Origin of the sequence: Akkermansia sp. AE01SA01, assembly GCF_036417395.1 — a bacterium.
GTDB lineage: Bacteria > Verrucomicrobiota > Verrucomicrobiia > Verrucomicrobiales > Akkermansiaceae > Akkermansia.
On sequence record NZ_CP143890.1, the window covers coordinates 936,797 to 950,490 of the forward strand.

A 13,694-nucleotide genomic window follows, 5' to 3' on the forward strand; every position below is an offset into this window, starting at 1 on the left:
GGCTTATAATTTTTTACAATAAACTATCGTACGCTTTTACCATCATGAAGATACCTGCTCTCCTGCTGTCTGTTGCGACCGGTTTTTCCGGTTTGGGTTCCCTTTCTCCCGGGGAGGAAATTTCACCGCCTCCATTGCGCCTGGAGTTGAAGCAGATGGTTTTGAAGGGAAAACGCCGCCCGGCGGATCGTGAGAAAGGTTGGAACGTACTGCTGGGATGGCTGGTGCCGCAGGCACCAGGTTGGGAAATTTATTGCTGCCATGATGAACCGGTCCGTGTGACCCTGAAGGATTCCGTGGGCCGGAAGGCTCCGGATGTGAAGAGCATGTTCTTAAATCTTGAGGACAGGATTTTCGGACGTATGGATGTTCCTGAATGGCTGCCGTCCGCCGGGGCGCAGTGGGTGGAAGCGAAGGGGGAGCTTCCGGTTGTCATTTCCTGCCGGGAGGCCGTGACGGAGCCCGTCAGGGTAAAGCTGGCGAAGGGGGCTTCCGTGCCTCTGGTGCTGGAAGATGCGGGAATGGGGAAGGATGGCCGGGCAGAGGATGTAAAGGCGGACATGGTGGTGGTGGATTACTATGGTGGGGAGCATTCCGGAAAGGAGAGGAAAAAAAAGAAGTTGATTCTGAAAGTAGTATCGGAGGCGCCGGTAGGCATTTGCGATATTGAGTTGCAGACAGTAGAAGGAATGCCGGTAATGACGGGAGAGAGTGACCTAAGTATGATAAAAGTGCTGGCGCTGGGAGGAATTATTGATTTTTTGCTGGACTTTGATGTTGACCGCGACGAAACATTTCCGGAACAGCCGGAACCGATGGGCTGGCGTTCCAAAACAACGGTTCGGGCATGGGATATTGATCCTGTGGAGGAGGGTGAATTACAAGTGTCAGTCAGGTATTCGCAGGGCTTGAGGAGACACAGGATTTTGATTGACCACAAGGCATCTCTGTCCGGATTGTTTGAGGGGAAGGAAATCAAGGAGTTCGACGGCAAATGCGAGTCTTCCTCTAAAAGGCCGCCAGCTTCGGATGATGCCGCCAAGCCTTTTTCCGGCGTTGTTAAAACGGAGGGAGAAAAGGTTTCGGCCTGGCTGTCCCTTTTAAGTGTTGGAAGCCGGGATGTGTCGGCGTCCGGGGCCGATTCCATATGGATGGATCTTGATCTGGCAGTAAAACAGCCTGCTGTTTTCGGAGACCGTGCCGATGTGGAGAAACAAAGTTTGGAGGTGTCTGATTCCCTGGGGCATGTAGTGGGCCAGGCCGTGTTTGACCTGACATGGCTGTCTTCCGGGGCCGGAGAGGAAGGGATGACATGGAGCAGATTTTCCGGCGAATGTTCAGGACTGGCTTCTCCAGGAGCGGAATGGCTGCGTGTCCAAGGAACCTTGCGCGTGCCTGTAGCCGTCGTGCGGGATGGTCCCGTGTATGAATTGCCGCTGCAGAAAGAGGCGGAATTGCAGATTCCCGTGCCGGGGAGGGCTGATGACGGTGAGAATGTCCATGATGTGGCGGCTGTGGGGGATACCGCTAATTGCCTGTTGAGCCTGGCAAACGTGGAGGAGAAGGAACATGGAGGCGTGCAGGTAACGGTTGCTCTGGAAGTGGAAGGCGTGCCGTTTGACCTGGAGTGTTTTGAATTGGTGGACGGCAACGGTGTTCCCCTGAAAAACATTGAGTCTGCCGGAACCGGACGTTCATTCAGTCCCAAAGATCAAAAGAGGTCTTGGAACCATAATTTTAAAATCGGGAATGCCGCCGGCATGGAAAAACTCCGGGTGCGTCTGAAGTACAAGGCCGATATGGAAACGGTGGATGTGCCCGTGGATTGTAAAATCGGACTTGGAGGTCTTCTGCCGCAGACTTTTGCCGTAAAGCAGCCGTGATGGAGAGATATCCAATTATTACGGCGCCTTCCGCTTCAAGGTTCCGGACTGCCTGAGATTCTGGAAAAAAACGCGGTCTTTTCTTTGATGGAATATGTTGTTGCTGTTTATATTACGATTTCTGAATTTTTATATTCAACCTATCCTGTGATGAAAAAATCCATTCTGCTGTTACTGTCTGCCGTGACCGGTTTTTCCGGTTTGTGTTCCCCTCCGGCTGATGAAGATGTTTCTCTGCCGTCTTTGCAATTGACATTGGAGACTTTGAGTGTGGCAAAGAATATTTGGGATAAAGATACGAAGAAAAATTGGAATATGATTCCGTGTTGGGCCGTATCCCATGCTCCCGGCTGGAAAATAGACTGGTGTGAGGACAAGTCAGTACGAGTGAGGATGGAGGATTCCAAAGGGAAGACGGCTCCGGATATGAAGGTTCCGGATATGAAGTGCCATTTTTTGACTTCTGACGACAAAAGCGTTTTGATTGTGGAGGCCCTGGGCTGGATGCCGTCTGCCGGAGCGCAATGGGTGAGGATGAAAGGAGAAGTTTCGTTTGCCGTCTCCCGGGAGGAGGCCGAGGCCGACCCGGTAATGGTAAAACTGGTGGAGGGGGCTTCCTCTCCGCTTGTATTGAAGGGAGGTGGTTTGGGGAAGGACGGCAGCGCAGAGGACGTGGAGGCAAGGATTGTGGTGAGCGAGTACCGGGATGCCCTGCCTGCCGAAGCGGAATTGAGAAGAGGTAAAAAGTTGTTGAGGCTGGAAGTGGAAGCGGATGTTCCGCTGAGCATTCGCGGCATGGAGCTGCAGACAACGGACGGAATACCGCTTGCAGTATCAGAGGATTGGGAATGTGGAAGGTTGGGAGGAAGCTGGGATATCAATCCTGTGGAGGAAGGGGAATTGCGGGTGCTGGTCAGGCATTCACAGAATTTGCGGAGGTGCAAAGCACTGATGGACAGCAGGATGTCCCTGGCGGGCCTTGTCAGGGAGGGGAATGGAAAGGATCCCGTTGAAGAGAGACCGGAAAAGCCTCCGGTGACGAATGCCGCCTGTATTCGGGCGGCAAATGGAGAAAGGCCTGCAACGGCGGAACTGGCAGGTTTCCTGCTGGGTAGTGATGAAATATTTGCCGATGCCGCTGATCAGAGACAAATGGTATTTTTTATTGAAGCGAAGACGAAGGCTCCTGCGGTTTTCGGCAGAAGGTGTGATTTGAAAGAGCAGAGTCTGGAAGTGACGGATTCCACCGGGCGTACGCTGGCTCCGGCCGTGTTTGACCTGTACCACCTAAGTCATTGGAGGGGCAGAGGGGGAAACGGGGTGATTGGAGTGGACGGCAAGTGTTTGAGCCTGGCTTCACCCGGAGCGGAATGGCTGCGTGTGAGGGGAACGCTGCGCTTGCCCGTAGCCGCCATGCAGGAAAGTCCTGTTTATGAATTACCCTTGATGGAAAGAGCGGAATTGCAGTTTCCGGTACCGGGAACGGAGAATACCGGAGAAGGGGAGCGGGATGTAGCAGGCGCGGGGGAGGCTCCTTTCTGCCGTTTGAAGCTGCAAGATGTGAAGGAGTTGAAAAAAGGGTTCATAGCGGTCTCCGTTTTCCTGGAAGTGGAAGGGGCTCCGTTTGACCTGGAGAGGTTTGAACTGGTGGACGGCAAAGGGAGGATTTGGGAAAACGCCGGACCTGAAAAGAGAGCGAATTTGATCACATGGGGGTCTCAGGAAAAGAAACAGAGCTGGTACCAGAACTTTGAGATCAGGAACGCGGAGGAGGTGAAAAGCCTGCGGATACGGATGAAGTACAGGACAGGCGTGAAGATGGTGGACGTGCCGGTGGATGACATGATCGGACTGGGAGGTCCGGTTCTGCAGAAGACCGGCAGGAAAATGCCGTGAGGCGTCATGGCTGCCGGCCTTCCGCGTTTTTCCGTATGGCATGGTTGCCGCTTGAGCGGAAGCGCGGCCTGGTATATTTTATTTTTTACTTACTATCATGGATAGCGTTCTTTCTATTCTTACGACCGCCGCCATTATTTTTGGTGTGGTGATGTTGTTCAATTTCATGATTTTCGTTCATGAACTGGGGCATTTTTTTGCCGCGCGCTGGCGCGGCCTTTATGTGGACAGGTTCCAGATCTGGTTCGGCCGTCCCATTTGGAAGAAGACCATCAACGGCGTTCAGTGGGGGCTGGGCTGGATTCCGGCGGGGGGCTTCGTGTCCCTGCCGCAGATGGCTCCCATGGAGGCCATTGAAGGGTCCGTGGAACTTCCCAAGGATTTGAAGCCCGTCAAGCCGCTGGACAAGATTATTGTGGCCGCCGCCGGACCCGTCGCTTCCTTCCTGCTGGCCGTGCTTTTTGCCGTAGCCGTCTGGCTGGTGGGCAAGCCGGATTTTGAGATGGGCGTAACCACCGTCGGATTCGTGGCGCCGGACAGTCCCGCCGCCCAGGCCGGCATTCTGCCCGGCGACAAGATCGTGAAGGTGGACGGCCGCCCTGTGACCAAGTGGGCGGGCAACATGGAAGGCGTGCGCGAGCTGATCATGCTGGGAGAAAAGGACAAGGTGACGTTCACGATTCAAAGGCCCGGAACGCCGGGCGAGCTGGATATCGCCTGCGGGTTCAGGATTCCGGAAACGGAGTGGTGGCAGCGTTCCGGCATGCGCCAGGTGGGGCTGATGCAGGCCATTCCCTGCGTGGTGGGGGAAGTTCTGCCCAATTCCCCTGCGGCCCAGGCCGGCTTGAAGGCGGGGGATTCCATCACCGCCGTCAACGGCGTGCATGTCTGGAATCCGTCCGCTCTGGATGTTCCGTTGAAGAAGGGAGAACCCCTGATGCTGGATGTAACGGGCAAGGATGGAACCGTGCGCCAGGTGACCGTGCAGGGAAGGCTGCCTGAGAATTGGCATAACAGCCAGGACGGCTCCCTGCTGAAGGGCGCCCAGCCCATCCTGGGGGTGGTCTGGGATTTAAGCGCCGTAGGCCGCGATGTGACCGTGCATCCTACGCCGTGGGCCCAGATCAGGCAGAGCCTGAAATGGATGGGGGATACCCTGGCGAAAGTTGTTGCGCCCGGCAGCAACGTGGGCGTGGAGCATCTTTCCGGTCCCGTAGGAATCGCCAACCAGTTTTACAGGATGTTTTCCCTGGATGAAGGGTGGAAGCTGGCACTGTGGTTTTCCGTGGTGCTGAACGTGAACCTGGCCATTCTGAATATCCTGCCCCTTCCCGTGGTGGACGGAGGCCACGTGGTGATGAATACGATTGAGCTGATTTTCCGGCGTCCTCTGAATGTGAAGGTGCTGGAGTTCGTCCAGTTCGGGTTCGTCTTCTTGCTGATGGGCTTTTTCCTGTTCGTGACGTTCAAGGATGTGGGAGAGTTTTTCGGCAAGAAGCCTTCCAAACTGCCTGATCCGGTGTTCAGGGCCGTAACGGATTAATTTCCCTCTGGCCGGGGGGCTGCGGTTCCCGGCTTTCTGGTATGAAGGGTTCCTTTGCTGTGCGTGTCCTGTTCCGGTGCGTGGTGCTGGCGTTCCTGGTTTATGCCATGCTCCTGACCTGGTGGACTCCGTTTACCGGGGACAGTTTCATGCATTCCGTCTTTGGGGCGCAGCACCGCCTTTCCTTCTGGCCAGTGCTGGAACGTTGCTGGTGGTCCTACTTGAACTGGAATCCCAGGCTGGGGGAGTTTTTGGCTATTTTTACCGCGACGGCCGGGAAGTGGTTGTTTTGCCTGGTTAATCCGTTTGTGGTTCTTTCCCTGGCGCTGATGATGTTTTATCTGGCGCGGGGGAGGCGGGTACGTCCTGGAGACTGGCGGGACGTGCTGCTGTTTACTGTGGGGGGGCTGCTGCTTCTGACTTCTTCTTCCAGGCCGGGTATCACGATGTTCTGGCTGTCCGGAGGGACGAATTACGCCTGGGCGGCCGCCGTATGGTTGGGATTTCTGTGCCTGTACCGTGGCTTGTGGGCGGAAAGTTCCCGGATTCAGGACAGGCCTTTTTCCTGGTTCTGGATTGGCGTGGCAGGGTTTGCCGCCGGAATGACTAATGAGAACCAGGTCCCGGCTTCCCTGGGCATGCTGTTTTTGTTCTGGCTGCATGCCCGTTGGAAGGGGCGCAGCCTGCCCCGGTGGTTTTTTGCGGGATGGGCCGCCCATGCCATAGGGGGAGCCTGCCTTCTGCTGGCGCCCGGCAATACGGCCCGCCTGCATTCGGAGACTGCAGGCGGGGCGGCCGTTCTTCAGTCCTGGGGAGAACGCTTCGGTTCCATTCCTGAATTGTTGAATGCCTTTTACGAGTTCATGCGGTTGCCGAAGGTTCTGCTTGCCGTCGCCGCACTGGCCCTGGCCTTGCTCGCGTGGCGGCAGGGGCGGCGTGTATGGAGTGGGACGGCGGGGCGCCGTGTTTCCGCCAGCCTGCTGTTCATTCTGGTGGCCCATGCCATGGCCGTCAGCTTTTTCGTGCGCGTTGTTCCGGCATGGCATGCCATGTTTTCCGCCACTGTCCTGATGATGACGGGCGTGCTCGGATTGTACGGCGTGTGGATGGACCGGGCGCCCAGGCCCTGGGTTCCCGCCTGCATCCTGGCGGCGGCCGGAGGGCTGGCCCTGTGGGTATGTGCCGGGTATCTGGACGCCTTTCCGCGCATCCACCGCCAGTGCGAGGAGAGGAAAGCCCTCATTCGTCATGAGTTGGCGGAGGGGAAAAGAAGCATTGTGGTTCCTCCGTACGAACCGGTTCCGCTGGCTCCTTACGTTTCCGTCATGTGGCGGATGTGCAGCGCAGATCCGGATGAGTTTATCAACAGCTCGGTAGCGCGTTACCTGGGGATTGAAAGCATCCGTGTGGATATATGCGGCGACCGGGAACCCTCGTCCCGGTGTTGTTTTGAAAGTTCCGGGGAGCAGGATTGAGACCCGGAGAAATGGCTGCATGACGTGTCCGGCGCATGGAGTTTTGTGTGAAACGTGGCGGATGCGTTGACACGGGGGCCACGATTTTGCCGGATGATGGGAAGTTCATGCGGCATCGCCATTTGACTGTAATACAATTGCCGTACGCGCATGGGACTCCCCTCCGGATGGAGCCCGGCATTGAAAGGATTCATCAACTATCCTTTTTAGCAGCATGAGCAAATTGATACGTTTCTGCTGGCAGGTACCCGCCGCATTGATAAGAACCGCCTGTTTCGGAAGGGAATGGAGAGACCGTGAAGATGATGGCCGGGAAGGGCAGCCCCTCTTTCTGTCGGCGGCTGTTTTTTCGTCCAGAGTACCTATGCCGAAATAACTGTTTTCAAGTGCGTTGAAACAATCACACGCCTAATGTGGCTGGTGGGGATGCCGGTTATTTTGGAAACGATGCGGGCGTAGGCTTGTAGCTGAACCCCGTGGCGTTCCCGGAGCTGTTCCGCCGTGTCCGCATGGTCCGTCTTGAAGTCCACGATGCAGGCGGAATCGCCGTCAATGACCAGCCTGTCAATAACGCCGGAAATCCAGATATTCCCGTCAATGGCTTCAATGCGTTGCTCCTTCATGACAATAGCCGTTTCCGCCGGCATGAAGAGTTCCCTGATGGCGGGTACATTCAAGCATGCCGCCACGGTGCGTTCCGCCTCCGTGGCGGGGTGAAGGGCCCAGTGTGGCCTGTCTTCCTGATTCCAACGGGTAATCCGTTCAAAGACGGCATGGACGGTCGACCCGAATGCGGCCGATTCCCGCAGAGCGGCATTCTGCATGCTCCGGAAAAAGTCGTTTTCCATGGCCAGGCCGGAAGGGGACACGCGCTGCCTGAGAAGCGGCTTGTGAACGGGCCATTCGGGAACGTTTTCCAGTCCGGTCCGGATGTCCGTTTCGGGAAGTTCCGCATACCATTCCGGTTCCCCCCGCGAGTAGAGGCATTCCGCCCCCGATTCCGGCAGCGTGTCTTCCGTACCGCATGAAACGGCCAGAGCGGCGTACCGGATGATTTTCCACATGGATTCAGTTTTGAGTTCTCCCTTGCTTTCCCGGCCGGGCAGGATGATATGGCAGGCGCGCCTGGCGCGGGTGAGCGCTACGTAGAGTTTGCAGAATCCGTCGAATTGCTGTGTCGCCTTCCATGATTCGTACAGGGCGTGAAATTGTGGGACGGCGGTGTATACCTGCTTGGAGGGGGCCATGACGATACCCTCAACGAGGCCGTTTCCGTCCCTTTTCACAAAGTGGGTCAAGTGGCGGCTGTCCGCAAAGGGGGCGTCCTTGCCTATCTGGGGCAGGATGACCATGTCGAATCCGAGCCCCTTGGATTTATGGATGGTCATGATGCGGACGATTCCTCCGGAGGGATCCTCCCGGCGCGTCAGGTCTTCCATATGGCGTATCCATTCGTCCAGGGATGCGCCGTGTTCGTCCACCTGTTCCGCCTCGTTCATCCAGACGGAGAGGCGGTCCCGGTGGAAGTCCGTCAGTTCCACCCCTGCCAGGGCCATTCTTTTTTCCAGTTCCGTCATGACGGCGGCGTATCCCTCGCGCTCCAGCACCATATGCCATTCGTTCCAGTCCATGCCCGGCCTGCGCTCCGGATTGATGAGGGGATGGAGGGGGGAGTGGGAAAGCAGCCCGGAGATAAAGGCGTCCCCCGGAGAAAGAAGCCACCGGAAGAAGGACAGCAGGGTTTTTCCCAGTGGGGAGTCCTGGCCCACGGGCACGTCGTCGCACACTTCCGCCGGCCAGCCGTGGGAAGTCAGCCATTCCCGGACGATCAGGGCCTGGTTTCTCGTGCTGACCAGAACGGCGACGTCCAGGCCGCGCCGCAGGGCGTTTGCCTGTTCCAGAATATCGGCCAGGGCCTGGCACACCAGGTCATTGGCGGAAGTTTCCTCCGTCCTGGGTGTCTGCCAGATACGGGCGCATCCCGTACGGGAGGCCAGGGCGGCTGCGCAGACGTGGGACGGGTAGTCCCCCCACTGTTCCAGCGCCGCCTGTCCGCAGTCCGCTGCCGTCCGGGCGTAGTCGCAGATGTCGTTGACCATGTCCAGCACGGGCTGCACGGAGCGGTAGGAGGTGGCCATGCCGCGCTCCTCCAGATGGAGCTGCCCGGCGACGGAGCGGAAAAGTTCCGGGTCCCCCCCCCGCCATTGGTACACGCTTTGCTTGAGGTCCCCCACCACGAAGATGCTGCCTTCCTGCTCCTCCCGGGTGTCTGTCAGGTCGTCCAGGAACGGCTTGATCACGCGCCACTGGGACTGGGAGGTGTCCTGGAATTCGTCCAGCATCCAGTGGTCGTAGCGGCAGTACATGCGGTACTGGAGGTCTCTTTTCAGTTCCGGAGTGACGGCTCCGTTCCCCAGCATGCGCGTGACGTCGTGGAACAGGAATCTGCCCTTGTTCCGGACCAGGGCGGAGTATTTGTCCTCAAAGATGCGCATCAGGCCGTGCGTGGAGCGGGTACGGTGCAGCGCCTGAAGAGTTTCCATCCGCAGCCAGCTTTGAATAAGTTCATCCAGGGGAGGAGACCAGAAGTCCCGGAATTTCTCCCGCGCCTCTTCCATGGTGAGTTTTTTTTCCGTATCGTGGAATTTCAACCGTCCCAGCTTGACGTATGTCGAGAATCCGTTCAGAAAGCGCAGGAACATTTCCTTGTTTTTTGCCCCGTTCCTGCCTTCCGGCGCAGGCATGTCCCGCGCCCGGTCCATCAGGGCGTGCAGCGCGGCGTTGAACCGTTCCAGCGGAACGGGAGGGAGAAGTTCTTCCGGCGTGAAGCCCAGTGTGGCGGGATTACCCCATTTTCCGGCGTCCGGCTCATCCAGGAAGAGTTCATGGTAGGTGTTGAGCCTGCGGGTCATGGAGTCTTCCGCGTCCGCGGCTTCAGCGTCGGAGTCCGCTCCGGAAAGGAAGGCGTCTTCAAAGCTTTGCTCCTGTTCCGGGTTCAGGGAACATTCCCGGTACAGGGTGAGCAGGGCTTCCCGGCGGGCAAGTTTTTCCGCAGTGGTGTCTATCATGCTGAATCCGCTGACTCCCAGTTCAAAGGTGCTGGTCGCGGCAATCTGAGCGAACAGGCTGTCAATGGTGCAGAGGTTGAGGCGGGAGAGCTGCTGGACGAGCAGCCGGAGCATGTGCCGGAAACGTTCCTGGCAAAGGTGTTCCTTCTTCCAGGCCTCCGCGGCCTGCGGCCAGAGCCCCGGTTCTTCCGGAGTGCCCTTGATGACGGTCCAGAGGCGGTCCCTGAGGCGGGCGGCTCCTGCGGAGTCCGTGGCTCCGGCCGCCAGGTCCGTTAGAATGCGGTCCTTGAATTCTCCGGCGGCTTTCCGGGTGAAGGTAACGGCGATGAGCCGCTCCGGATGGCTGCCGCGGTTCAGCGCCAGCAGGGCCAGGAAGCGCAGGGAGAGCTGGTAGGTTTTTCCCGTGCCGGCCGAGGCGGAAATGAGGATGTTGGTCAGGGCGGACATGTCAGAACGGCAGGTGGGGCGTGATGTTCAGTCCCAGCAGATCCTGAAGGGTTTCATGGCTGGAGGAGACAAGGTCCTTGAAGACGTCATAGGAAGGGGTATCCCAGCCCAGTTCTTCCGCCGTGATGAGGCCGCGCCCTTCGCGGATGAGGCGCATGAGTTCCAGAATCCAGGAGCGTGCGCTTTCCAGGGCGCACATGTCGCATCCAGGCTGGGGATCATGCAGCGTGTCCCATGCGGAGATGCCGATGTGCAGTGGATTGGCGGGAAGTGCGTAATAAGCGGCGGAAGGACGGCCGCGGTATTCTTCCATGGCCCAGAGGACATAGAGGGGCAGTTGCAGGTCCTTCCAGCGGAAGTGGACCGCCTTTCCGTTTTTCTGCCGTCTGGTGTAAGGGTGCAGGGCCGGGGAGAGCAGCGGCAGGGCATCCGGGCGCTTCATGGACCCCAGGTGCTTTTTTTCACAGGAGTCCGTCTTGCCGGTCTTGTAGTCAATGACCCGCAGGGAGCCGTCCGCGTGGCGGTCAATGCGGTCAATGCGGAACCTCATGCTGAAGTCCTCCAGCCGCCAGTTTTCCACCGATTGTTCAAAGGCGATGCATGTCCATCCGTTCCGGAGGTCCTCCAAATGCTGTTCCGCGTACACATTCAGCCGCTGTTCCATGGAGCGCTTCTGCAGGAGCAGGGGCATGAGAGGGCGGCTGCCATACTGGCGCGTGAATGTTTCATCCAGTATTTCCCCGATTTCCCTTTGCAGGGCGGCCGTGGTCATTCCGTCTTCCAGGGAGGGGTGAAGCCGGCAGAATTGTTCCAGCACGTCGTGAAGCATGGTTCCCAGTTCATTGGCGGCCATGTCTTCCTTGTCCGGCTGGAATTCGTCCGCATTCAGGTGCAGGGCCTCCCTCACCCAGAAGCGCATGGGGCAGGCCAGGAAGTTTTTCAGCGTGGTGGGGGAAAAGGGTTTTTCCCGTTCTTTCCACGGGTTCCGGTACCCGGGAGCCATGGAGGTGATGTCCGTGGCCGTTTTCCAGCCTTCCGCCGGCTGGATGTGCCAGCCTCCGCGGCGGTAGGGCAGCGGCGGTTCCGGCGCGGAGCATTCACGGAAGAGCAGTTCCACGCGGCGCGGCAGCTCTTCATCTGCACAGCGCATCAGCAGGGAGGAAGGCGTCAGGGGATCGTTCCTGCTGCTCGTCCGGGACAGGATGAAGAAGAGGCTTCCTTCCCGTTCCCGGGAGTGGATCAGGGCCGTGAGCAGGAAGCTGTCCCGCGCCTTTTTCCGGGAAAAGGAGTCCATGCCCAGGGATTCCCGGAGCGGTTCCGGCATGAATTGGTCCGCCATGCCTCCTTCCGGGACAATGCCCTCATTCAGTCCGGTCACGATGAGGTTTTTTTCCGGGCGGAAATGGAGTTCCATCCACCCTAGCGCATCCAGCACCGCGTGTTCCTTTCTGCCGTTCTTGACGCGGGCGGCGTGGAGACACCGCATCAGCAATTGAAGGGCCGTGGCCGGAGCGGAAAAGAGGCCGCTTTTTTTCTGGAGGCGGGCCAGGCCGGAGATGCAGGAATGGAAGACTTCCGCCGCTTCCGTATCCGCCCCATAGGCGTCCGCCAGCGCCGGATGCCACGCGAGCAGGCGTTCTCCCAGCCGTCCCGGCTCTTTCATGCAGTCCCTCCATTCCAGAATTTTGCACACGGACGGGATGGCGCCCGGATAGTCGGTACGGAGGCGCTTGACCAGGTATTCCTCCGTTTCTGGCAGGTATTTTTGCCGCACCCTGTCCAGGGAGGCGCAGCAGTATTGCTGGTCCCGAATGCCCAGGGAGGTGCAGAGCAGGGAAGAGCGCATGAGGTTGAACACGGGCCGCGCTTTTCCGTTTTCCTCCATGGCCAGCAGGAGGTGGCGCAGCAGGTCCATGATGCCTGTTCCGGCAAAGGGCCTGCCTTCCGGGTTGTACAAGCCCCAGCCGTATGATCTGAGCCGTGCATCCAGAGCTATGTTCATGTCCGGGTCGCATACGCCCAGGGCGAGGTCCGTTTTTCCGGATTCCGCCGTTTGCGCGATGATGCGGCACGTCTCTGCGGCCAGACTGCCGGGGCCCGGTGTTACGCGGATTTGTTCCTCGCGTACAGGGATGACACGTTCAGCCCAAATTTCCGGTCTGGGGCAGCCCCAATCGTCAAAGGCGTCCCGTTCCTCTTCCGGAGCGTGAACCCATATTTGCACGGGAATGCCCTGTTCTTCCGCATGGCGGAGGGCGTGTTTCAGCGGCCGGGGGATGTCCGGCACGCAGGCGACGATGATTTGACCGCCCGTTTCCAGCAGGGTGGCCGCCAGGCGGGAAGGGGCGGCTGCCTGAAGAAAGGATTCCGTCCGGTTCCGGAGCTGCCATCCGTCCAGATGTTCGCCGCACCGGGAAAAGAGGCGGGACAGGTCCGGCCAGCGTTCGTCCATGCCGGCGCAGGCGTCCGCGGCCTGCCCGCAGGTGACGCCCTGGTTCAGCATGGAATGGCTGAGGGCTTGGAGGGCCGCCGCCATGTCCAGAAGGCTGGAGAAGTCATCCGGCATGCGCTTGGGGAACAGGCGCGGATAGAGCCGGTGGGGGGCGTCTCCAAGGGATTGCATCCAGGCCGCCAGTTCCTCCAGGCGGGTGGCTTCGTTTTCCTCCTCTTCCGGCTGGATGAATTGGTCCGCCGGAAGCACGCGCGGAGGGAACACGGCTTTCCCGGGGCAGGAGGCCGTCAGGAATTCCCTGAGCTGCCTGCCAGATTCACGGGTGGGAACCAGTACCGCGTGCTTGTAGAAGTCCATTTCCACGGCAAGCAGGCGTTCCGCCACGGCGCGGCAGGCTGGTTTGTCCCAGGATAGAAAAAAGCGGTGCATGGGAGGGAGAATGGATACCGTTTCCGGAGGGGGCGGGCAGAGTGGGGAAACGGTACGGAAATATTAATGGAAAAAGCGCCCTTTTCCCATTCTTTTTTATCGTCGCCGGCATTGTTTTATTCTGCAGCATTTTTCGTCGCCCGCGGCATGTCTTTGCACACGGAATAAATGTTTATCCTTATGTTTTTCCTAATCATGCTGTTAATCAAACGGTCATGGGTTGCAAGCCTGGGAAGGACATGGGCATCTTCCTTATTACCTGTAGGATTTGTTGACTTCCGCGGCGCAGGCTCATATTCCTAGGAATGTACAAGATACTCGTAGTCAGTCTTCCAGATTCTCCAAAACGCAAAACCATGGCACAGCGTCTCTCCGTTCAGGGGCTTGCCTGGGAATGGGTGGATGGCGTGCGCATCGCCGCCATGGAAGATATTCCTCCGGAAGAACGGAATGATTGGGAAGCGTATGGCGTAGCACGGTTCAGACAGGCTCCGGAATACG

At 58.4% G+C, this 13,694-nt stretch carries 6 protein-coding genes; 4 read left to right on the forward strand and 2 right to left on the reverse strand.

The window, feature by feature from the left end; translation table 11 throughout:
- Window positions 1–44 precede the first annotated feature (44 nt).
- From V3C19_RS03850 to V3C19_RS03865, 4 genes are all read left to right on the forward strand, one after another.
- Complete coding sequence (locus V3C19_RS03850) at window positions 45–1,883, forward strand: hypothetical protein (protein WP_295933830.1); 1,839 nt, start codon at window positions 45–47, stop codon at window positions 1,881–1,883.
- Between the two features lie 315 nt (window positions 1,884–2,198).
- Window positions 2,199–3,779 carry a hypothetical protein gene (locus V3C19_RS03855; protein ID WP_330937156.1) on the forward strand — a complete coding sequence of 527 codons (1,581 nt, stop codon included), beginning with the start codon at window positions 2,199–2,201 and terminating at the stop codon, window positions 3,777–3,779.
- A 97-nt stretch (window positions 3,780–3,876) separates the two neighbouring features.
- Entirely contained in the window at window positions 3,877–5,322 is a 1,446-nt protein-coding gene (gene rseP, locus V3C19_RS03860) for an RIP metalloprotease RseP (protein WP_295933834.1), read from the forward strand.
- A 41-nt stretch (window positions 5,323–5,363) separates the two neighbouring features.
- On the forward strand, window positions 5,364–6,797 hold the full coding sequence (locus V3C19_RS03865; protein ID WP_295933837.1) for a DUF6056 family protein: 1,434 nt from the start codon (window positions 5,364–5,366) through the stop codon (window positions 6,795–6,797).
- A gap of 362 nt (window positions 6,798–7,159) precedes the next feature.
- Here V3C19_RS03865 and V3C19_RS03870 read toward each other — a convergent pair whose 3' ends face one another.
- Together V3C19_RS03870 and V3C19_RS03875 are read right to left on the reverse strand one after the other, a co-directional pair.
- Window positions 7,160–10,312, reverse strand: a complete 3,153-nt coding sequence (locus V3C19_RS03870; RefSeq protein WP_295933840.1) for a UvrD-helicase domain-containing protein — start codon at window positions 10,310–10,312, stop codon at window positions 7,160–7,162.
- Between the two features lies 1 nt (window position 10,313).
- Window positions 10,314–13,193: a PD-(D/E)XK nuclease family protein gene (locus V3C19_RS03875; protein WP_295933844.1), complete on the reverse strand. Its 2,880-nt coding sequence runs from the start codon at window positions 13,191–13,193 to the stop codon at window positions 10,314–10,316.
- Between the last annotated feature and the right edge of the window lie 501 nt (window positions 13,194–13,694).